Here is a 21,232-nt window from a genome sequence, read left to right as displayed (position 1 = left end):
GAAGGCATGAACTTTATCATTAATCCCAAAACCTTGAAAGAAGGCGCTTTCTTCTATCGGGAAAAGGAAGCATACAGCGGCGTACACAAAATTGCAGATAAGGTCTTGAAAGATATCGAGTCCGTATTTGGCGTTCGGCCAGGATCGGCGGAGGATTATGCCGAACTCGCTTCCAGCGCGGTTATTTACGGCACCATCGGCCGGAGCCCGGTGCTGGAGAGGCTGTCGGAACAGGGTTTGGTTGACCTTAATGAAATTAGAGGCAAAAACGAAGTGTATGCCTTCCAGGTTATTGATGCCGCTGGGGAGCAAACAGGCAAAAGGCTTGTTATTGCCGGAAGCGATAAACGAGGCACGATCTACGGATTGTTCCATCTGTCCGAGCTGTTAGGCGTGTCGCCGTATGTGGACTGGAACGGCATTAAGCCGCGGAAGCAAGAGGAATTTAGGTTAGACGCGGATTATAAGCATGTATCGAAAGAGCCGTCGGTCCGTTACAGAGGATTTTTTATTAATGATGAGTGGCCGGCTTTCGGAACATGGTGCCATCAGCGTTTTGGCGGATTTAATGCGCAGGCGTACGATCATGTCTTTGAACTGCTGCTTCGGCTGAAAGGAAACTATTTGTGGCCCGCCATGTGGTCGGCCCGTTTCCACGACGACGGCCCGGGGCTTGCCAACTCGGAGCTGGCGGACGAATACGGCGTCGTCATGGGAGCTTCCCACCATGAACCGTGCCTGCGCCAAGGCGAAGAATACAAGTATTTGCGGGGCAAAGATTCGATCTACGGCGATGCCTGGAACTTCCGGACGAATGAAGAAGGCATCACCCGGTTTTGGGCGGACGGCTTGAAGCGAAGCGGCAAGTTTGAGAACGTGATCACCGTCGGGATGCGCGGCGAAGCCGATACGGCGATTATGGGGAAGGAAGCGACTTTTGCCGACAATATCAATCTGCTTCGGGACGTATTGCGGACACAAAACCGGTTGATCCGCGAGCATGTGAGTCCCGACCTGGAGCAGGTGCCGCGGATGCTGGCGTTATATAAAGAAGTGGAGCCTTTCTTTTACGGAGATGAACAGACACCGGGGTTAATCGGCTCGGAGGATCTGGAGAACGTTATTCTGATGCTCTGCGACGATAACTTCGGCAATTTGCGGACGCTGCCTACCGAGGAGATGCGTTCTCATAAGGGCGGCTACGGGATGTATTACCACTTTGACTATCATGGCGGGCCGATCTCCTATGAATGGGTGAACAGCACTTATTTGCCGAAGGTATGGGAGCAAATGAGCATGGCGTATGATTTTGGCGTCCGCGATTTGTGGATCGTTAACGTAGGGGACATCGGCACGCAGGAATTCCCTTTAGCATATTTTCTGGACTTGGCTTATGATTTTGACCGCTGGGGAACGGGCGCAATAAATCAAACGGACGAATACACCCGCTTATGGGTCGAGCGTCAGTTTGGTGCCGCATGCGAAGCGCAAGATGTGGCGAACATCCACCGTCTCATCAACGGTTATACGAAAATCGCCCATAACCGCAAACCGGAGGCGATGAATGCAGATGTGTACCATCCGGTTCATTACCGGGAGGCCGACAGGCTGCTTGCGGAGATCGGGCAGCTGATGGACCTTGCGAACGAGCTGTATGCGCGGTTTGATGAAGAGACGCTGCCGGGCTTCTTCTCGTTGGTGTATTATCCGGCGATGGGCAACTTGAACGTGCACAGGATGCAGCTGCTGACCGGCAAAAACCATTATGCTGCCCGGTTGAACCGGATGGAAGCGAACTGGCTTGCGGAGCAAATTCAGGCCTGCATGAAGCGGGACCGGGAGCTGGTGGAGGAATACCACGCGATCGACAACGGAAGATGGTATGGCATGGGCTTGTCCGAACATATCGGCTTTACCAGGTGGAACGAGGACGAATGCAAATACCCGGTTCTCATGCATGCGATGCCTGCCGGCAAACCGAGATTAAGCGTCTCCATAGACGGCACCGGCCAGCATTCGGAAGGAAGCGGCTGGCATGTGAATCAGCTTCGTATGAATTTCAGGCAGCCGGATGTAACGGCGGCCTCCTTCACCATCTACAGCATCAGCGATTTGGAGGCGCCGTATGAAATCATCTGCGAAACGCCATGGTTAACCTGCTCGGCTTATCAAGGCGTGCTGAACGGCACCAGCAAAGCGGCAGATACAATTACGGTACGAATCGACCGCAGCCTGATGGGGCAGGAGACCGAAGCCGGCATCGCTGTGAAGCTGCCGAGCGGAGTCTGCACGATTATCGTAGACGCCAAGCTGCCGGAGCTTCACGGCTGGCCGGCGAACACTTATGTGGACGTCGACGGCTATATAGCGATTGAAGCCGAGCACTATTTTGCCAAACAGGATGCCATGCATACAGAAGCGGGAGCCGCACAGCCGTCAGCCGGTTTCCAAGCGATCCAAGGGTATGGCAGAACCTTATCGGCTATGAAGGTGTTTCCGACGAACCGGTATTTTACAGCAGGCGAAGATGCACCGTATTTGGAATACCGGTTCGTCGTTCATGAAGCCGGAGGTTATGAGGTTGAGCTGTATATGCAGCCTTCGAACCCGGTTACCGCGGACAATACGCTATATTACGGGATCCAGGCGAATGACGGACAGCTCCAAATATGGAATACCGTTTCAAGAGGCAAAAAAATAACCGACTCCAACGCGGAGTGGGCTGCCGGCGTATTGGATAACATTCGCCGTCATAGCAGCATAGTCGATTGCCGCAGCGGCCTGAATACTTTAAAAATATTTGCGGTGAGCCCGGGATTTGTACTGGAGAAGCTGATTATCTCCCCGGCAGGCAAAAAACCGCCGGTAAGCTACTTGGGACCGCCGGAGACTTATTATATTGGCGAAAATAACCAGTAAAAAAGAGGGGCGGCAAGCCCCTCTTTTTTTGGGGGGATACGGCCGATGATACGGACGGTTATCGTTCGTCCTAAACTTTGTTAGAATAGGATCAGGCGGCTTTCATTTATAAAATATGGAAAAAATCGAAGGGAGCAGAAGCGATGTTTATTGTGAACGTTGAAGGCGCTGTCCGCAAGGAAGATCAATGGCTTCTTATTACAAGAAGCAGCAAAGAAGAACATGCCGCGGGCGTCTTGTCTCTAGTGGGCGGGAAAGTTGACCCGGAAGACGCCGGACTGGAAATCGTGGAGCGCGCGGTCAAACGGGAAATTTTCGAAGAGGTGGGCATTGAACTGCAAGATGAGGTTCACTTTGTGTACAGCTCTTCTTTCGTGACGGGGATGGGCGCAGCGTCATCAATATGGTTTTCCTTTGCGAATACAAAAGCGGAACCGCTTATTGCAAAAGCGCTGATGAGGTCGACGCTGTGCATTGGATGGCCTTCGGCGATATTATGAACCATCCGCAAGCGCCGCCTTGGACTAAAGAAAGCATTAGAAGAGCTGAGCTGGCTAGAGCAAGCAAGGAATAATAGCGCCGGTTCATCCTTGAAGCCTTCAGGTTCGGATGCGCTAAAATTATAAGTGTTTTCATGATGAATTCTCCTTCCACAGGCCGTGTCGCACGTTTGAACCGCCTTGTTTCCTTTTTCGGAATACCATCATTATGTTGCTGCTCTTCAAAAAAAAAATACACACATTGAAGTAAGGTAGTTACTTCAATGTGTGTACTGGACGGCTTTGAAATGATATGCAACAATAAAGGGTTAGATAAGCTGTATAAGCTTAGCATAAACGAGGTGTGATTCTATGAAGCAATATAATCTCGGCATAGAGGCAACACTTGAGATCGTAGGCGGGAAGTGGAAAGCTCTAATTATTTGAGCATTAATGTCCGGTGCGAAGCGAACAAGCGAATTGCAGCGCAGTATTGACGGCACTTCGCAAAAGGTGCTGATTCAGCAGCTTCGCGAGCTTGAACGGGATGAAATTGTAAAAAGGCATGTGTCCAGCAAATGCCGCCAAAGGTGGAATACAGCCTGACGGAATACGGCGTTACAGCTAACAAAATTGTCGATGCGATGTGTTCCTGGGGCAAAGAAAACATTAAACGAAGACAGCAGCAAGGAGAACATATCGTTTTATGGGAGGATACAGCGTCTGGCAAGAAGTGAATAAGAAAGGTTTTATTTTATCCCTTCCTATGGTTATGATATAGAGGGGGGTTAACATGGCGGTGTTACCGCAAGCCGCAGTGAACAATCGTTAGCCAATTTACGAACAACGGAGTGGTGGTTTGAGTAAAAGTAAAGGCGGCACAGGCAGAGGAACGGACAAAAAAGGCTGGAATCGCTGGCAGGCAAGCGCTAACCGGGCCAAAAATGCGCCTAAACCGTACAAGAGCAAGGGGACGAAAAGAAAAAGTGAAACAACGGCTGCAACCGCTAAAGCCGATATAAATCAGAAATAATCCAATAAAACTATTAGGAGTGATCGTTTGGGAAAACATAAGCCAATGTCATTTGATGATCTGTTGCTGGAATTAAAGGGCCAGAAAAAGGCTCAAGATGATCCAAATCATATGCCGCTTGAGAAGTTGTTCCATGAGTCGTTTATGGCAAAACATTCGAATATGGGCAGCTTTGCGGAGTTTATGGAGAAGGGCAACTTCCAGGCGGATACGCTGGAGGAGATTCATAATATTCCGGACGAATTATTCGACCGGCATGTAGCAAGAGAGACGGAGTTTGCCAATTGGCAAGCGATGCTGGACACTGCGACCAAAAATCTGTAGGCCAGATCCGCCGTTCCGTCAGAACGGGATTCCAGCCTTATAATTATTAGGAATAACCTGCAGGCAGCAGTCTTGTATCCTCTATACCAGCTAATGTATAGCTGGAGGTGCAATCGATCGCCGAGCGGGCTATTTCCGCAATGAACCGGTTTATGTATACTGCTTAATGTGAAAAGACGCGGAGAATTGATTCTGTGTCTTTTTTTATGTCCAGAAACCCAATAACTGGATAACGTATGCTATAGTATAAAGGAATACTGCGGCTAGGAAGCCATTCGAAGGAATGAACCGTCTGAACGGCTGACGGCTGACCGGTAGGAGGATGCTTGTGAAACATATTTATATCGTGAGGCATTGCAAGGCAGAGGGGCAAGAAGCGGATGCTCCGTTAACCCCGGCCGGCATGGAGCAGGCGGAATTGCTCGCTAGGTTTCTATCGAATAAAAAAATCGACGCGATTATTTCCAGCCCTTTCAAGAGAGCATGCCAGTCCGTCCAGCCGCTGTCCGGGCGAATCGGCATCGGAATATCCGTGGATGAGCGTTTACAAGAACGGATGCTGTCACACCCGGGCAGGCCGGAGTGGCGTGATATGCTGCGCCTGACATTTGATGACCTGCATTTATGTTATGAAGGCGGAGAATCGAGTTATGCGGCTATGGAGCGTGCCGCTTGTGTAGTTGCAGAAGCGCTGAACAGCGAAAAACAACATATTGTAGTGGTTTCTCATGGCAACTTGATTGCGCTGCTTCTTAAACATTTTGACAGCCGTATCGGGTTTGAAACTTGGGAGGCCATGTCCAATCCGGATGTATTCCATCTTTCTTTTCGGGAGAACAAGCCTTCTGTTCAACGCATTTGGGAAGGCGGGCTGAACGGAAATTAACAAGTCTCTTTGCTTTGCCTGAAGACATTCTTCATCTTTGCCCGTAAAGCAGCCCTGCAAGTGTACGATCTCTACAAAGGAGCCGCCAAATCTATGAATCTGGAAGCAGTCTTTCATACATTCCCCGTTATCCAATCCGATACCATAAGCCTTCAAAAGATCGAAGACCGCCATCTGGATGCGGTATACGACATTTATAGCAATGACCGCGTATTTGAATATTGCGGAATAATTCCAAAGCATAACAAAAAAACGGTTCAGTCGATGATCGGGCACTTCGAGCGGGACTGGAACAAGAGGCAGCGGATCAAATGGGGCATATTCAGCCATGACGGAACGGACCAGCCGGTCGGCATTATGGAAGCCTTTGATTTCAGTCCGAGGGTAAACATGGTGACCATCGGCTATTTTTTGGCGGAGAAGCATTGGGGGCAAGGTTTGGCAACCTCGGCGGTTCAAGCGCTGACAGCGTTTTTGTTTGAGGAGGCCGGTGTTAACCGGATTCAGGCGGAAGTCATGCCTCCCAATGAAAGATCCAAGAAGGTGCTGCTGAAGAACGGCTTCATGAAAGAAGGAACGTTACGGCAAGCTGCCTTTTGGTCGGGTAAAGGGGTCATCGATTTGGAAATCTACAGCGTGCTGAAGCAGCTATAGCGCTAATCCGGCTTTAGGCGGAGACATGCTTGGACAAGCTTCATTATTAAAAAAAGAGTCCCCTTCATCATCTGAAATGATAAAGGGGACTCTTTCCCGTGCTCTACGCCGGCTTTACGCGGAGGTTTCCATCTTTTGCGCGGTGTACAGCTTGTAATAACGTCCGCGCAGCGCCATCAGTTCATCATGCGAGCCGCTTTCTGCGATGCCTTTATCGGCGACATACATAATGCGGTCGCAGTTTTTAACGGTGGACAGCCGGTGCGCAATAATAAACGAGGTCCGGCCTTTCAAAAGCTCGTTTAAGCCTTTCTGCAGCAGCCGTTCGGTCCGGGCGTCAATGGACGAAGTAGCTTCGTCCAGAATAAGGATGCGCGGATCAGCGAGCAGCGTGCGGGCGAATGAAATGAGCTGCCGCTGCCCTTGGGACAGCTTCGAGCCGCGTTCGTTCACTTCCGTCATATAACCGTCCTCAAATTCGCGGATAAATTCGTCCGCGCATACCGTCTTGGCTGCGGCAATCACTTCTTCTTCCGTAGCGTCCAGCTTCCCGTAACGGATATTATCCATAATGGTGCCGGAGAAAATAAAGCTGTCCTGCAGCATAATGCCCATCTGGCTGCGCAGCGACTTCAGCGTTACTTCCGAAATGTCATGCCCGTCAATCCGGATCTGCCCGCCTGAAATGTTGTAGAAACGGGAGATCAGGTTGACGACGGTTGTTTTGCCGGCGCCGGTCGGACCAACAAGGGCGATGCTTTCGCCCGGCCGTACATCAAAGCTTAAATGCTCCAGAATGTTATGGCCCGGGTCGTAAGCGAACGTCACATCGTCGAACGTAACGCGGCCTTGAATAGGCGGCAATGCGAGCGCATCCGGAACGTCGCTGATCGTTACCTTCTCATCAAGCGTTTCGAATATCCGTTCCAAATATGCGACAGCGTTAATAAAGCTGTTGTACAAGTTGGAAATATTCAGGATTGGCTGCCAGAAGCGGGCTGCATAGCTGCTCATGGCCAAGATCACGCCAAACGTCACTTCTCCCGGGCTCAGCGCGAGAAGGCCTACAAAATAAATAGCCGTGGTGACAATCGTTGCGAGGTTATCGACCGAGAACGGAATAAGGAAGTTCAAATACATCGTTCTCATCCATGTATCGCGGTAGCTGGTAGCAAGCCGCGTGAACAAGCCTTCGTTATGTTTTTCACGGGTAAAAATTTGCGTCACACGAATGCCGCTGATGCTCTCCTGCAAATAAGCGTTCAGGTTGGAGCTTTTATTCGATACCGCCTGCCATGCCCGGCGCTGCCTGGTTTTAATTAGCAAAATCACGCACATAAAGACCGGCAATCCCGCCAAAATGACAAGCGACAGCTTCACATCGACGGCAAACATAAAGATCGCGATAAACAGCAGGTTCAATATTTCGAGAATAAAGTTAATGATCCCGTTGGACAACACATCCGATACGGCGTTAACGTAATTGACGACCCGAATCAAAATTTTCCCTTGCGGCCGGTCGTCATAATATTGGAACGGCAGCTCCTGCAAATGCTTAAACAAGTCGGTACGGATGTCAAAAATAATATCCTGGCCGACGCTCGTCATAATTCGCGACCGGATGGTAGCCAGCACGACGCTGACCACAATTGTCGCAAGCGTAAGCGCCGACCAGAAGACGAGACCCGATTTATCTTTGGCCGGGATCGTCACGTCGACGACATGCTGAATAATAAGCGGCGCGGAAAGCGCGATGCCTGCCGATAAAGCGCTTAATATAAAGGCGATAATCATCGGAGTCTGCTGCTTTCGAATGTAGACAAGCGCGCGCCGGAAATGCCGGATATCAAACGGCGATTCCAAATTTTCGTCGATGTCGAACTTATTTCGGGCCATTAGCCGTCACCTGCCTTCCAATGCCTTCATTTTGCAGCATAAATACTTCGTAATAATAGCCCCGTTTAGCGAGCAGCTCGGCATGCGTGCCGTCTTCGACGACGCGGCCGTTGTCCAGAATGAGGATCCGGTCGGCTTCCGCCGTTGTCGATACGCGCTGGGCGATAATGATTTTGGTGCAGGCAAAATCCAGCTCCCGCAAGCTCCGCTGAATATGCTCTTCGGTCTCAAGGTCAACGGCCGATGTCGTATCGTCGAGGATGAGGATCGGTGGCTGCACGGCCATCGCCCGGGCCAGCGCGATACGCTGCTTTTGCCCGCCGGACAACCCGACACCGCGCTCGCCTACAATTGTATCGTAGCCATCCGGCATTTTCGTAATAAAATCATGCGCAGCGGCCAGCTTCGCAAACTTCTGCACGTCCTCCTCCGGCATATCGGGATCGCCGTAAGCGATATTCCCGTCGATCGTATCGGAGAACAGCAGCACATCTTGCGTTGCTACGCCAATATTGCCGCGCAGCTCGTCGAGCTCCAGCTTGCGGACGTCGGTACCGTCAACAAGGACGCGGCCTTCCGTAACGTCATAAAAACGCGGAATCAAATTAATGAGCGTCGTTTTGCCGGAACCGGTAGCGCCCATAATCGCAATCGTTTCGCCGGGCTCTACCGTAAAGCTGATATTTTTCAGCACGGTGGCGTTATCGTATTTGAAGCTGACATTTTCGAATTGGATGCGCCCCTTATAACGGCGTTTCACCACTGCGTTATGCCCATTGACGATATCCGGATGAGCGTAATACACATCCACGATTTTGTTCAGGCTGGCGAAGAAGCGCTGGATATCGTTAATGATGATGCCGATGTTGCGCATCGGGTTGGACAACCCCCACACAAGCGCAGAAAAGGCGGAAAATTCGCCGAATGTAATGCGCGCGTCCATTACAAGCAGACCGCCCGCCAGCAGCAGCACGACGGTAAAGCCTTGCGCAAGCGTCTCGAGGTAAGGGAAGTAGTCGAGCCATACCATCGCTGCCGCTTTATTGGCTTTGGAGAAGTTGACGTTTTTGTCGTGAAACTTTTGCACTTCGTATGGCTCGCGCGCGAACGCTTTCACAACACGGTTGCCTGCGATGTTCTCCTGCGTAATCGTATTGAGCTGAGACAAGCGCTCCCGAAGGTCGGTGTACATCGGACGGACGCGTTTGGCAAACAGAAACGCCACGATAAAGATCGGCGGAGAAAGCAAGAGCAGCCATAATGTAAGTTCTACGTCGATGTAGAAAAAATAAATGACAGCTGCTACGAAAATGGTCAGCGACTCGATGATCGTTTTAATAATCCATGCCATCGTGTGCCGCACCATATCGAGGTCGCCGGTCATTTTGGTCATTAAATCCCCGGTACGGTTATGATCGTAATAATTCATGTCTTGCCCTTGGATCTTGTTGTACAAAAAAATCCGGACACGGTACAGCATGTTCTGCGAAGAACGTTCGTACAGCATCGTCGTAAAATAAGCCAGACTTGTGCGCAGCAGAGAAAAGCCGACCATGCCTATGCAAAGGCCGATCAGCAGCGAGCGTTTGTCCGACAAATTGTGCGCGGCATCGGGCCCGGCAAGGAAGGTATCCACGATGCGCTGACCGAGGTAGGGGTTAATGATCGTAAGCGAGCAGCCTACGACCGAGAGGCATAACGCTATAATATATCGCGCCCGGTCGCCTCTCAAATTGTGCCACAGCCACTTCAATTGAAACATTTGATTATCACCAGCTTTTGTAAGTTTCTGAAGCTCATCAATCCGGCATTTCAAAAAAACTATAGCAGATTATATCATAGAAATTTGGAATAGAGTGGAATGATTTGTTTTTTTTCCTCTCACAAACAGGGCAGCCGCGGACGGATCCGCGGCTGCCGCTTGAGCAACCGTATCATTGTATTCTTTGCCGCATTTGTTTATGACGCCGCTGCGAAACGGTCATTGAAATTGAGGCTTGAGGTTATGCCGTCCCGCCGGACTGCGTCATCGCCGATTGCGAATGCTCGCTGCATCAGACGGCATACGCTGTTTTCATTTTGGCAAGGCCGTACCGGGCGGTCTCGAGCGCGGTCCGGCCTTCGTAATCGGCGGCGAACAGCTCCAGCGATACAAAGCCGCGGTATCCGCAGCCCGCCAAAGCAGCAGCAAGCGCAGCGGATGGAGCAATGCCGTCTCCCGGGAACAGGCGGTCGGCATCGGTTATGGAAGCTTTCGGCGGAACCGCGGCGTAATCATTGGCATGGAACATGCCGATGTCCGCACTGCTTAGCCGGGACAGATCAGCGAGATTGCTTCCCCCGGTATACAGATGGAACGGGTCAAGCAGCAGCGGAACTTGAGGCAGCCCGCTTAGCGATGCAATGTCAAGCGCTTCGCCAAGCGTAGCCAGTACAGGCGACCTGCCCCAAAATTCTAAAATCGGCGTAATGCCGTACGGTTTCGCTTGTTCAGCAAGTTCGGCGTAATACGCGGCGATTTGTGCCGGCGGCATATCGCGGACATTGCCGAACGGCGGGGCGGCAAATGCGGGACAGCCCAGCTCGGCCAGCATCGCCAGCTCTTCTTCGGCTTGGCGCCGGCCTTCTGCGCGCACCGCTTCGTCGCGGTCGGCCCAGGGAATAAAAGAGATTGCGCCTGCGATTTCGATGCCGGCCTGCTCAGCCAGCTGCCTCAGCTGCGCGGCTGATCGTCCGCTCCCGGTATAAGCGAGCAAATCGCGAATCCAAATTTCAATGCCGTCGTACCCGGCTTCGGCCGCAATGCGGATTTGCTCTTCCATATTGAGCTTATACGGGAACAGCGTAGAGGCGTTGAGCGAAGTCCGGAACGGAAACGGGACGTTGTTCATCGGACGGGAATTCCTCCTTTTATCGTTATCGTTCGCCCCAGAAAATCCGGTTGGACGGGTAAAGCGATTCTCCGTCGGTAACCGGGCAAGATCCGTATACCGGGGATGATAATGTTTGCTGCGGTATTCCGAAGCGGTTATCGCTTTCGTTGCTTTAAAGACGCGGCAGAAGTAGTTCTGATCTGTAAACCCGGCTTCAAACGCGATTTCTTTAATGCTTTTTTGTCCGTCCAACAGCAGCTGGCAGGCGAGGTCGATTCTTCGGCGCGTCATCATTTCCTTTGGCGTGCAGCCTACATAACGGACGAATGTACGGGACAGATGTTCCGGCGTCCAGCCTGTTTTTTGAGCCAATTCCTCGACCGTCAGCGGCGCAGGCAGCGTATGGTCGATCAAGCTGACTGCCAGCTCGACTTGCGGCGGAAGACGCACCGCCGCGCCGGCCGCCCCTCCGTCCGCATGCCAAAAGTGAATTTCCGACAGCAATGTCAGCAGCAGAAGGCTGCCCCGCTTTTGCAGCCGCTCCGGGCTGGCATGAGCGATGGAAACGATTTGCTTCATTAAAGAAAGCAGAAATTCGCCTTCATAGGGGATAACCGCCGGCCCGCCCGGCAGCAGGAGAGGCAAAGCCGCAACCGGAAGCGAGCGCGGCCAAAAATGAATAAACAAATGCCGGGTGGGCTTATGCCCGTCGTACCGGTAGCTGTGCACCTCGCCGGGCCTGGTGAGAATAAAGCAAGGCTGGCTGAGCGTATAGCTACGCTCGCCAACCTGGTAGACGGTTCCGGTTCCTTCCGGAAAATAAAGCAGCTCATAATCCGGAATATCCCGCTGCGCCAGTCCGCTTCCCGGCTTCATGACGAAGTCGCCGGCTAAACGGATAGCAGGAAGCCGGGCGGCAGGAAGAAAGTCCGGTTCTATGCTTGAGGCAGCCGCCCATTCGGGCCATGATGGTGTGTCATTCATGTTCCGTTACCGCGCGGCCGTTGTCCGGATCAGATTCATCCGCTCCAAATGGCCGTAGCTGATCGCCAGGCTTTCCAACGGATCACGGCGGCTTCCGTCCTGCTCGACCACAAGCCATTCCGTTCCGGCATCGGCAGCAGCCTGCGCAATAGCCGGGAAGTCGAGAATGCCTTCGCCGATTTCAGCAAAATACTGATCCTCACCGGGTTCCATATCCTTAATGTGAAGCAGCGGGCAGCGGCCTTTCCATTTGGCCAAATACGCAGCCGGGTCTTCGCCGCCTTTGCGGACCCAATACGTATCCAGCTCCAGCTGAACAAGCTGCGGATCCGTTTCGCGCATAATCGTTTCAAGCACATATTCGCCGTCGTACTGCCGGAACTCCCAATCATGGTTATGGTACAGGAACGTTATGCCGGCTGCGCGGCATAGCTCTCCGATCTGGTTCAGCTGCGCAGCTTTGCTTAACACGTCGTCTTTGGAATCAAACATTAGCGAAATCGCGATATATTTGCCGCCGGCCTTATGCATATGACCGATCAGGCGGTTAAAGTCTACATCGAAACTATTGAAGGAGGCATGCGATCCGATGATCTGCAATCCCATGCCGTTAAGCCTTTGAAGCTGCTCCTCTGCCGTTATGCCTTCAGGAGGCAGGCCAAGCTCAATGCCTTGATAGCCAATCGCGGCAATTTTTTCAAGCGTTCCCCAATAATCTTGACGCAAAGCGTCGCGGACAGTGTAAGGCTGAACAGCAACCGGAAATATTTTCATCGGACAAGCACATCCTTTCTATAATAAAAGCTTTATTGGCTTACAGCTCTTCTCCAAGATCGAGACGGTTATATTTCAAGCCAAGCGGCAGCGGTTCCGGACGGCTCACGGCAGGATTCAGTTCAATATGGCGGCCTTCGTTAGACGACTCGAATAGGCCAAGCGAAATGTCCAGCACATGGCGCGCCAGCTGGCCGCTTGCGCGATGCGGGCGCTCCGAGCGGATGGCATAGGCCATATCCGCTACGCCGATGCCCCGGCTGTCTTCGGTATAGTTATGCGTAAACGGCACTTCTTTTTTGTTCCCGTTCGGGAATTCCACCCAGATCGGCCCGCTGAAAAAGTTAGGGTCAGGCACGATCAAATTGCCTTCCGTTCCGAAGATTTCAAGGCTGGGGCGGTAGCCGAAGCTTTCTTTAGCCGCCTGCAGGCTGCCGACTGCGCCGGACTGGAAATCGAAGACGGCCGACACATTGGTGGGCGCTTCAACCGGCACCTTGGCGCCATAACTCGGCGACTTCGGATTCAGAATGGTAACTTCCTGTTTCAGCTGCTGCGCCGAGCCGGTTACTCTTCGTACCGGACCAAGCAAAAAGACCAGCGCGGTTAAAAAGTACGGCGCCATATCCATGACCGGATCTCCGCCAAGCTTCAAGAAGTTGCGGAAATTCGGGTGCATGCCGGAGGTGGCGCTGCCCATAATGATGGTGCCGTTAGCCGAATACGGCGTGCCGATCCAGCCGTCATCAATGAGCTTCCGGCAGGTTTGCAGCCCGGCTCCAAAAAACGTATCCGGCGCGCAGCCGACCCGCAATCCTTTGGCTTCCGCCAGCGCCAGCACCTCATCGGCATCCTCGCGCGTTAAGGCAAAAGGCTTCTCCGTATATACATGCTTGCCGGCATGAAGCGCTTGCAAATTGACCGGCGCATGAGCGGCAGGGGCTGTCAGGTTTAGCACGATCTCGATTTCGGGATCGGCCAGCAGCTCCTCAACGGTCCAGGCGTTGGGCACTCCGAATTGTTCCGCTCTGCTGCGGGCCAGCTCGGGCACCAAATCTGCAACCGCTTTCACATTTACGACGCCATTAAACGTCTCGGTTAAGTTTTTTAAGTAAATACCGCTAATATGCCCGGCTCCAATTACGCCAACTGTCACTTTGTGCATCGCATTTTCTCTCCTTTGCCATGAACGGATCTCCCTCTCATTATTGCGTAACAAGGCTATTGCCACAATGGAGAAAGCAGGTGAATCACTGGACAAATCTGATAGATTAGACGCGGAAGTTTAAGCTGGAGTTGCGGCTTGCAGGTACGGTTTATGCGATTGGTAAAAATAGATCAAGTTTTGTAAAGATCCATCATTCAATTCCAAATTTGAAAGCGCTACAATGAAATCATCAGCAAGCCCTGATCCGCTGCACAGCCAGGTTATGGCGGATACGGGCCTGGAACCATCAGGCAATCGCCGGAGGAACCCGATTTCAGCAAACGGACAAGAATGCCGTTATTTCTGAAAATCCGAGCGGGATCGGTTTTATTTATGCCGCCCTTTTTGGAAGCGTTTACAAATCATTGCTTCATATAAACAGATAGCCAATCCAACAAAAGGAGAGTAGGGAAGCGAATGAGCACGATGAATAGTGAACTAGAGTTAAATGCTAACTTGTCCCCTAAGAAGGGGAGCATGATGGCGACATTCAAAAAACAGCGGTTTTTATTTTTGCTGCTGCTGCCGGGCTTGCTTTATTTCTTTATTTTTAAGTACGGGCCGATGTACGGCATTTTGATGGCGTTCAAAGATTATCAGCCGTCAAGCGGCATGGCGGGCAGCCCATGGGTAGGCTTCAAGCATTTTCATGAAATGTTCGAAATGAACTATTTTTGGACCGTTACCGCCAATACGCTGAAAATCAGCTTGTTAAAAATATTGGTAGGGTTCCCGGCACCGATTCTGTTCGCTTTGCTCTTAAATGAACTGGTTTCCTCCAGGTTCAAACGGATTGTGCAAACGATATCGTATCTTCCGCATTTTTTGTCTTGGGTTATCGTTGCGGGCTTGATCTTCCAGCTGGTTTCGCCAAGCTACGGCTTGTACGGCCTGCTGTGCGACATCTTTGGCTGGAAACCGCATGTGCTGCTCGGCGAAAGCAAATCGTTCCTGCAAATCTTATTGATCTCGAATGTCTGGAAGGAAATCGGCTACGGCAGCATCATCTATTTGGCTGCGATCGCCGGCATCAACTCGGATATGTACGAGTCCGCAACGATTGACGGAGCGGGGCGGTTCAAGCAGTGCATCTATATTACCCTCCCCAGCATTTTGCCTACGATCTGCATGCTGTTTGTACTTGGACTCGGCGGCATCCTGGACGGCGGCTTCGACCAGATCTTTAACTTGTACAACTCGATGGTCATGCCGACAGCGGACATTATCGATACTTTCGTGTACCGGATCGGCCTGGTGGAAATGCAATACAGCTTCTCTACCGCGGTGGGGATCGCCAAAAGCGTAATTGCGCTTGTGCTTGTGCTTGTATCCAACTGGATCGTAGGCAAGCTCTCCAACTATACGGTTTTTTAAACGAATCAAAGGAGCTGTGCATATGAAAAAAAGTTTAGGCGCCCGCCTGTTTGATGTTTTTAACATTACGCTGATGTTGTTTATTTGCGTGACGATCGTATTCCCGTTCGTACAGCAGGCGGTTATTTCGATTAGCCCGCCGGACGAGTCCAGTGAAATCGGCCTGCATTTATATACGCTGAAGCCAACCTTTGATTCGTTCAAACAAATTTTTGCTACCGGATCGATATGGGATGCTTATTACTGGACGATTCTGCGAACGGTGCTTGGCACGATTCTAACCGTTGTGGTATCCGCCATGCTCGCTTATCCGCTTTCGAAGCGGTATTTGCTGGCGAGGAAAGTATGGATGGGGCTGATCGTTTTCACGATGTTTTTTGGCGGTGGGCTTATTCCAACTTATCTGCTCGTCAAGGACCTGCATATGCTGAACACGGTTTGGGCGCTTATTATTCCCGGGCTTTGCAGCGCCTACAATATCGTCATTATCCGCAACTTTTTTACTTCGCTGCCTATTGAGGTTGAAGAAAGCGCATACATGGACGGCGCGAATGACGTAACCGTATTTTTCAAAATCGTGTTGCCGCTGTCCGCTCCCATTATCGCAACCGTTACGTTATGGTCGCTGGTCGGACAATGGAATGCGTGGTTTGACGCAATGATCTATATTTCCAACGGCGAAATCAAGGTGTTGCAAATATTGCTGCGTGATGTGTTAAACAATGCGCAGGATGCCGCGCTCGCCAACATTCGGGGCGTAGAGAATGTGGATATGTCCGGCCAGCGGTATACCGCAGAATCGGTGAAGGCCGCTATCCTGCTGGTTACGACCATACCGATCATTATGGTTTATCCGTTCCTGCAAAAGTATTTTGTCAAAGGCATTATGATTGGCGCCGTTAAAGGCTGACGCGGGTTTCACTGAATTACCAAATACATGATTATTGTTGAAAAAGGAGCAATGGCCAATGAAAAAGGTTAAATGGTATGCTGCACCGCTTGCGCTGATTGTAGCCGGCGCTATAGCGCTCTCGGGCTGCTCATCGTCGAACAATGGCGGGAGCGGCAGCGCCGACAGCAATCCGCCGTCTGCATCGCCGGCCGATCAGGCGTCAGCAAAACCGGATTCGTCCAAAAAGAATTATACCGTCAACGTATTTACGAACCGCATTCAACCGGATCCGAACTCTGCTGTCATGAAGGAAGTTAATGAGAAGCTGGGCCTCAATCTGAAAATTACAGCCGTACCCGATGCCGATTATGACACGAAGCTGAACTTGTTTGTCGCTTCCGGCGAAATGCCGGATGTATATGGCGGATATACATCCAGCAGCGATGCGCTGTTTGATACGGCTGCAACGATTACCGAAGACGAAGTGAAGCAATATGCGCCGAATATTTACGCCTCGTTCGTCAGCCGGGCGGGCGATCAGAAGGACCATATTCTGGAGCTGTATTCCAAAAACGGCGAGCTGAAAGGGTTCAATAACGGCAACCTGAACAACTCCTTGCCTTATGGCGTCGTTATCCGTACGGACATTTTGAATGAACTTGGCGTCAGCATGCCGAAAACGATTGCCGACTGGGATACGCTGCTGAAGAAATATAAGGAGAAGTACCCGGACAAATACCCGATTACTGTCCAGAACGGCGGAGAAGGCCAAGCGATGTATTATTTCCTTTCTGCTTACGGGGTACGCCGCGACGCCTGGATATACAAGGATAACCAGCTGCAATACGCGCCGTTTATGCCGGGCATGAGAGAAGCGCTTGTTCAGCTGAACAAATGGTATGAAGCCGGATACATTAACCCGGAATATTACACGATGTATCAGAATACAGCTTCGCCGGTTAACGAGTTTGTCAAAGGCAACGCCTTGTTCTACCAATATTACAATACAAACCTGCAAGTGAAACCGCCGTATGACGAAGGAAGTATCGGGGCGCAGCTGCTGGCGAACTTCCCGAACGCGACCCTCGACTGGGTACCGTTCCCGACGCTTGGCGATGGCAGCAAGCCGATTGTAGCCAATGCGCCAATGTTCACGAACATTACGTTCTTCAGCAAAGCGCTCGAGAAGGACCGCGACAAGCTGCATGCCATTATGTCGGCATGGGATAAAATTTACAGCGATCCGGAAATGTATAAGCTGGTCAAATTCGGCCAGCCAGATAAAGATTACACTATCGTAAACGGCGCAATCGTGACGAAACAGGAGTTTTCGACCAATGACGCCAAAGCGCAGGAAGGGTTCGGCTGGCCGTTCAACTCGCAGTTTGACCCGACGGATGAAGTGAATAAAGTCATTTTGGCGCCTTATGTGCAAGAGAACCGCCAGACGCTGCTGTATGACGATAACGGCTTGTACAGCCGGAAAAATGTGGATTACCTCGTTACGACGGATAAGCCAACCGTTGAAGGGCCGATTAAATCGGAATCCGGCGAAAACCTGGATGTCAAAAACCAAACCTATCTGACGCAATGGAACACGATGTTTACATCCGTTATCGTCGGAACGAAAAAAATCGAAGACTTCGACAAGTTTATCGCCGACTGGAAAAAGCAAATTGGCGATGAACTCGTAAACAACGCCAACAGGCTGTACAACAAGTAAGGCGAAGCAGGCCGGCAATGCCGTGCGCCGGGAACAGACCGGCCCGGCATTGCTATTTTGCCGGATTAGAGACCGGGAGCAAACGAATGGGAGAGATTCAACATGCTGAATGAGAAACAAACGGAACGAATGCTGGGCAAGCTGAAACGATTTGAAACGACAATCGAACCTCTTATCTTTACGAAAGTGGATTCCGTCGAGATGGGCATATACCGGACACGCGAGCGGCTTCATCACATACCGGAACAAGCTTTGTTCAGCAAAGCTGCCCCGGGCGAACGCTGGGGAGGGAAGGCCAATATTGCTGGTTTAAAGGGGAGTACCGGGTAGCCGAAAGATTGGCGAATGAAACGCTGTTTCTGAAGCCGCATACCGGAGGGCATGAGACGCTGATGTGGACGAACGGGCTGCCGTCCGGCATTTTTACGGCGAGCCATGGCAACCATTATTGCAATCTGCTGAAATCAAACGTGCAGGGCGGGGAAACGATCAGCATTGCGCTTGAAGTATACGCCGGGCATTTTTCCGCAGCCAGCGCGCCGCTTGCCCCTTCGCCGAGGCCTGAGTTCATGAACAGTTACGAATCGGTTGATATTTGCGTCAAAAACGAGTTGATGGCCGACTTTTATTTCGATCTGAAAACGTTCAACCAGATGGCCAATGCGCTGGATGCCAACAGCTTTGTACGCGCTCATATTATCCGCACCTTAACACAAATTCATGAGGCGCTGTATTATTCCCCGGACAATATCGGCAAAGAAGCTTTTGAGGAAGCCGTTGCACAGGCAAGCCGGCTTATTAAGCCTTTGTATGAATATACAAATACGGCGCTTGCGCCTACGGCAGCGGTAATCGGCCATTCCCATATGGATACGGCGTGGCGCTGGACGATTGACGAGACCGTGAAGAAAGTTGCGCGGACGTACTCCAACCAGCTGAACCTGATGCAGCAATATCCGGAGTACAAATTTGTGCAAAGCTCGGCTTACCACGGGAAAATGATATTGCAGCATTATCCCGAGCTGTTCGAGCGGATTAAAACGGCGGTCAAGGAAGGCCGTTATGAGCCGAATGGAGCCGTCTGGATCGAATGCGACTGCAACTTGACCGGCGGCGAAATGATGCTCCGCCAGTTTGTATGGGGACAGCGGTTTACGCGCGAGCATTTTGGCTATACATCGAATGTATTTTGGCTGCCGGATACGTTTGGTTACAGCCCGTCGATTCCGCAAATTATGAAGGGGTGCGGCGTTGATTATTTCCTGACGACCAAGATGTCCTGGAATGATACGAACAAATTCCCTTACGATACGTTTTATTGGCAAGGGCTGGACGGCACGAAGGTGCTGACGCATCTGAACAAAACGCATCTGTGGCCGGACCCGGAAACCTGCATTGATTCGGTTCAGGACGGCCGCCGGTCCAAAGACGCGATTACGAACAAGACGGTTTCGAATATGCGGCTGCTTGCCTACGGTTACGGCGACGGCGGGGGCGGACCGCAGTTTGAGATGATCGAAATGGCGCGGAGGGCGGCCGACCTGGAAGGATGCCCGCGTGTAGAAACGATGTTCGTCGGCGATTTTATGCAGCGGCTGGAGCAGTCGGTGACAGCTCCGCCCGTATACGCCGGCGAGCTGTACCTCGAGCTTCACCGCGGCACGCTTACGAATCAGCATACGATTAAGCGCAATAACCGGCTGGCGGAAATCCGCATCCATGATTTGGAATATTTGACGGTGCGCAGCGCAGCGGAGCAGGGGGAGGCAAGCCGTGACACGGATATAAAGCCGCTTGTCGAAACACTGCTCATTAACCAGTTCCATGATATTTTGCCAGGGACGTCAATTCCGGCCGTTCATGACCAAAGCATCGCGGAAACAACGGAGCTTATTCATACAGCGGAGCAAAGGATACGCCAGACGGTGCCGGCTAAGCCCGACAATGGCAAACTATCGGTGCTGAATACGTTGTCGTTTGACCGGTCGGACGTCATTTATTTGGATTATAAAGAAGGTTTGGTTGTAAAAGGCGGCTATAAGCAGCAAGTTGTTACCGATGTGTCCGGCAGCCGCAAGCTGGCCGTCGCGGGAGTACAAGTGAAGGCATTATCGTCGGCGGTGCTTGAGCTTGAAGCCGGGTATCCGGCAGCCGGCTCCTGTTTTACGTATGACGGCCGGGTGCTTGATACACCGTTGTATAAGGTGGTATTGGATGAACGGGGCTATATGGCATCGTTGATTGATAAAAGCATGAACCGCGAACTGAGAGGACAAGGATATGCGCTTAATACGCTGCTAATGGCGGAGGATGTGCCAACTGCCTGGGACAGCTGGGATATCGACGCCGATGTGGAGCTGAAGTTCCGGGACAATGCAGTGCTTCTGGCAAGCGAAGTCATCTCTGACGGCGAAGTGGAATTCCGCATCCGCAATGCGTACCGGCTGACCGAGCGTTCAAGCCTTGTGCAGGATGTTATCTTTTACGCCGGCAGCAAGCAGATCAAGTTTGAAACGGTTATGGACTGGCAAGATGACCACCGCCTGCTGAAAACCGTCTTCGATACGAGCATCTTGGCCGATTTTGCAAGGCAGGAGCTGCAATTCGGTTACATGAAACGCCCGACAACCCGAAATACCGCCGTAGAACAGGCCAAATTTGAAGTCTGCAATCATAAATATACCGACTTATCCGAGAACCGTTACGGCGCTGCGATATTAAACGATTGCAAATACGGCATTTCCGTCCACCAGTCGCAGATGGGCCTTACTTTGCATAAAGGCGGCTGCCGTCCGGATTACCGCGGGGATAAAGGGCTGCATGCTTGCGAATATGCGTTTATGCCTCATAACGGCGGGTTTGACGCAGATACCGTCATTCAGCCGGCGTATGCGTTTAACTACAAGCCGCTCCTTATTCCGGGCGAATGCAGTTATGCGTCTTTCATTCGCGTGAGCGAACCGAATGTAATCATTGAAGCGATCAAGCCTTGCGAAGACAATGATAACGCTTATATCGTACGGCTGTATGAAGCGGAAGGCACGTATACGAATGCGGCATTGGCGTTTGAGCGGGATGTGCGGCAGGCTGCCGTAACCAACATGCTGGAGGAAGTACAGGATGTGCTGGCTGCGGTTAATGATATTCCGCTCTGCTTCAAGCCGTTTGAAATTAAGACGATAAAAATCAGTTATTAAGCTGAAATCAAATATCG

General features: G+C 51.5%; 15 protein-coding genes and 2 pseudogenes. 12 read left to right on the top strand and 5 right to left on the bottom strand.

Annotation, left to right across the window (positions count from 1 at the left end; translation table 11 throughout):
- The first annotated feature begins 6 nt into the window (after window positions 1–6).
- The 7 genes and pseudogenes from ET464_RS11860 to ET464_RS11830 all read left to right on the top strand — a co-directional run bounded on the left by ET464_RS11860 (window position 7) and on the right by ET464_RS11830 (window position 6,295).
- A complete protein-coding gene (locus ET464_RS11860) occupies window positions 7–2,919 on the top strand; it encodes a glycosyl hydrolase 115 family protein (RefSeq protein WP_129441131.1) in 2,913 nt (970 codons plus the stop codon).
- Between the two features lie 143 nt (window positions 2,920–3,062).
- A pseudogene (locus ET464_RS11855) lies at window positions 3,063–3,493 on the top strand (NUDIX hydrolase).
- A gap of 277 nt (window positions 3,494–3,770) precedes the next feature.
- Window positions 3,771–4,135 (top strand): annotated as a pseudogene (locus tag ET464_RS11850) (winged helix-turn-helix transcriptional regulator).
- Between the two features lie 122 nt (window positions 4,136–4,257).
- On the top strand, window positions 4,258–4,431 hold the full coding sequence (locus ET464_RS11845; protein WP_129441129.1) for a DUF3934 domain-containing protein: 174 nt from the start codon (window positions 4,258–4,260) through the stop codon (window positions 4,429–4,431).
- A 45-nt stretch (window positions 4,432–4,476) separates the two neighbouring features.
- Entirely contained in the window at window positions 4,477–4,755 is a 279-nt protein-coding gene (locus ET464_RS11840; protein WP_129444323.1) for a hypothetical protein, read from the top strand.
- A 328-nt stretch (window positions 4,756–5,083) separates the two neighbouring features.
- Window positions 5,084–5,641: a histidine phosphatase family protein gene (locus ET464_RS11835; RefSeq protein ID WP_129441127.1), complete on the top strand. Its 558-nt coding sequence runs from the start codon at window positions 5,084–5,086 to the stop codon at window positions 5,639–5,641.
- Between the two features lie 93 nt (window positions 5,642–5,734).
- On the top strand, window positions 5,735–6,295 hold the full coding sequence (locus ET464_RS11830; RefSeq protein WP_129441125.1) for a GNAT family N-acetyltransferase: 561 nt from the start codon (window positions 5,735–5,737) through the stop codon (window positions 6,293–6,295).
- 114 nt (window positions 6,296–6,409) lie between these two features.
- Here the strand turns inward: ET464_RS11830 and ET464_RS11825 are convergent, their stop codons facing one another.
- The 5 genes from ET464_RS11825 to ET464_RS11805 form a co-directional block, all read right to left on the bottom strand.
- Window positions 6,410–8,191, bottom strand: a complete 1,782-nt coding sequence (locus tag ET464_RS11825; protein ID WP_129441123.1) for an ABC transporter ATP-binding protein — start codon at window positions 8,189–8,191, stop codon at window positions 6,410–6,412.
- Window positions 8,178–9,953: an ABC transporter ATP-binding protein gene (locus ET464_RS11820; protein WP_129441121.1), complete on the bottom strand. Its 1,776-nt coding sequence runs from the start codon at window positions 9,951–9,953 to the stop codon at window positions 8,178–8,180. The genes ET464_RS11825 and ET464_RS11820 overlap by 14 nt, the downstream gene beginning before the upstream one ends.
- A 292-nt stretch (window positions 9,954–10,245) precedes the next feature.
- Window positions 10,246–12,048, bottom strand: coding sequence for a TIM barrel protein (locus tag ET464_RS11815; protein WP_129441119.1), 1,803 nt, complete (start codon window positions 12,046–12,048; stop codon window positions 10,246–10,248).
- A 6-nt stretch (window positions 12,049–12,054) separates the two neighbouring features.
- Entirely contained in the window at window positions 12,055–12,822 is a 768-nt protein-coding gene (locus ET464_RS11810; RefSeq protein ID WP_129441117.1) for a sugar phosphate isomerase/epimerase family protein, read from the bottom strand.
- Window positions 12,823–12,862: 40 nt separating this feature from the next.
- Window positions 12,863–13,987, bottom strand: coding sequence for a Gfo/Idh/MocA family protein (locus ET464_RS11805; RefSeq protein WP_129441115.1), 1,125 nt, complete (start codon window positions 13,985–13,987; stop codon window positions 12,863–12,865).
- Between the two features lie 459 nt (window positions 13,988–14,446).
- Here ET464_RS11805 and ET464_RS11800 point away from each other — a divergent pair, with 459 nt between their 5' ends.
- The 5 genes from ET464_RS11800 (at window position 14,447) to ET464_RS11785 (ending at window position 21,215) form a co-directional block, all read left to right on the top strand.
- Window positions 14,447–15,403, top strand: coding sequence for an ABC transporter permease (locus tag ET464_RS11800; RefSeq protein ID WP_208543855.1), 957 nt, complete (start codon window positions 14,447–14,449; stop codon window positions 15,401–15,403).
- Between the two features lie 22 nt (window positions 15,404–15,425).
- On the top strand, window positions 15,426–16,313 hold the full coding sequence (locus ET464_RS11795; RefSeq protein WP_129441113.1) for a carbohydrate ABC transporter permease: 888 nt from the start codon (window positions 15,426–15,428) through the stop codon (window positions 16,311–16,313).
- Between the two features lie 58 nt (window positions 16,314–16,371).
- Window positions 16,372–18,018 carry a type 2 periplasmic-binding domain-containing protein gene (locus tag ET464_RS11790; protein WP_129441111.1) on the top strand — a complete coding sequence of 549 codons (1,647 nt, stop codon included), beginning with the start codon at window positions 16,372–16,374 and terminating at the stop codon, window positions 18,016–18,018.
- 102 nt (window positions 18,019–18,120) lie between these two features.
- Window positions 18,121–18,348, top strand: coding sequence for a hypothetical protein (locus tag ET464_RS20010; protein WP_208543854.1), 228 nt, complete (start codon window positions 18,121–18,123; stop codon window positions 18,346–18,348).
- 8 nt (window positions 18,349–18,356) lie between these two features.
- Complete coding sequence (locus tag ET464_RS11785) at window positions 18,357–21,215, top strand: alpha-mannosidase (protein WP_208543853.1); 2,859 nt, start codon at window positions 18,357–18,359, stop codon at window positions 21,213–21,215.
- The last annotated feature ends 17 nt before the right edge of the window (window positions 21,216–21,232 follow it).

It is taken from the genome of Paenibacillus protaetiae (genome assembly GCF_004135365.1).
In the GTDB taxonomy this organism is placed as follows: domain Bacteria; phylum Bacillota; class Bacilli; order Paenibacillales; family Paenibacillaceae; genus Paenibacillus_AP; species Paenibacillus_AP protaetiae.
The sequence above is the reverse complement of the archived record's forward strand: the minus strand, read 5'-3'. Positions and strand labels throughout refer to the sequence as shown.

What these genes read in the sequence shown, in the direction of transcription:
- ET464_RS11860 (WP_129441131.1), top strand. Translation starts at nt 7, where the DNA reads ATGAACTTTATCATTAATCCCAAAACCTTGAAAGAAGGCGCTTTCTTC.
- ET464_RS11840 (WP_129444323.1), top strand. Translation starts at nt 4,477, where the DNA reads ATGTCATTTGATGATCTGTTGCTGGAATTAAAGGGCCAGAAAAAGGCT.
- ET464_RS11830 (WP_129441125.1), top strand. Translation starts at nt 5,735, where the DNA reads ATGAATCTGGAAGCAGTCTTTCATACATTCCCCGTTATCCAATCCGAT.
- ET464_RS11825 (WP_129441123.1), bottom strand. Translation starts at nt 8,191, where the DNA reads ATGGCCCGAAATAAGTTCGACATCGACGAAAATTTGGAATCGCCGTTT.
- ET464_RS11820 (WP_129441121.1), bottom strand. Translation starts at nt 9,953, where the DNA reads ATGTTTCAATTGAAGTGGCTGTGGCACAATTTGAGAGGCGACCGGGCG.
- ET464_RS11815 (WP_129441119.1), bottom strand. Translation starts at nt 12,048, where the DNA reads ATGAATGACACACCATCATGGCCCGAATGGGCGGCTGCCTCAAGCATA.
- ET464_RS11810 (WP_129441117.1), bottom strand. Translation starts at nt 12,822, where the DNA reads ATGAAAATATTTCCGGTTGCTGTTCAGCCTTACACTGTCCGCGACGCT.
- ET464_RS11805 (WP_129441115.1), bottom strand. Translation starts at nt 13,987, where the DNA reads ATGCACAAAGTGACAGTTGGCGTAATTGGAGCCGGGCATATTAGCGGT.
- ET464_RS11800 (WP_208543855.1), top strand. Translation starts at nt 14,447, where the DNA reads ATGAGCACGATGAATAGTGAACTAGAGTTAAATGCTAACTTGTCCCCT.
- ET464_RS11795 (WP_129441113.1), top strand. Translation starts at nt 15,426, where the DNA reads ATGAAAAAAAGTTTAGGCGCCCGCCTGTTTGATGTTTTTAACATTACG.
- ET464_RS11790 (WP_129441111.1), top strand. Translation starts at nt 16,372, where the DNA reads ATGAAAAAGGTTAAATGGTATGCTGCACCGCTTGCGCTGATTGTAGCC.
- ET464_RS20010 (WP_208543854.1), top strand. Translation starts at nt 18,121, where the DNA reads ATGCTGAATGAGAAACAAACGGAACGAATGCTGGGCAAGCTGAAACGA.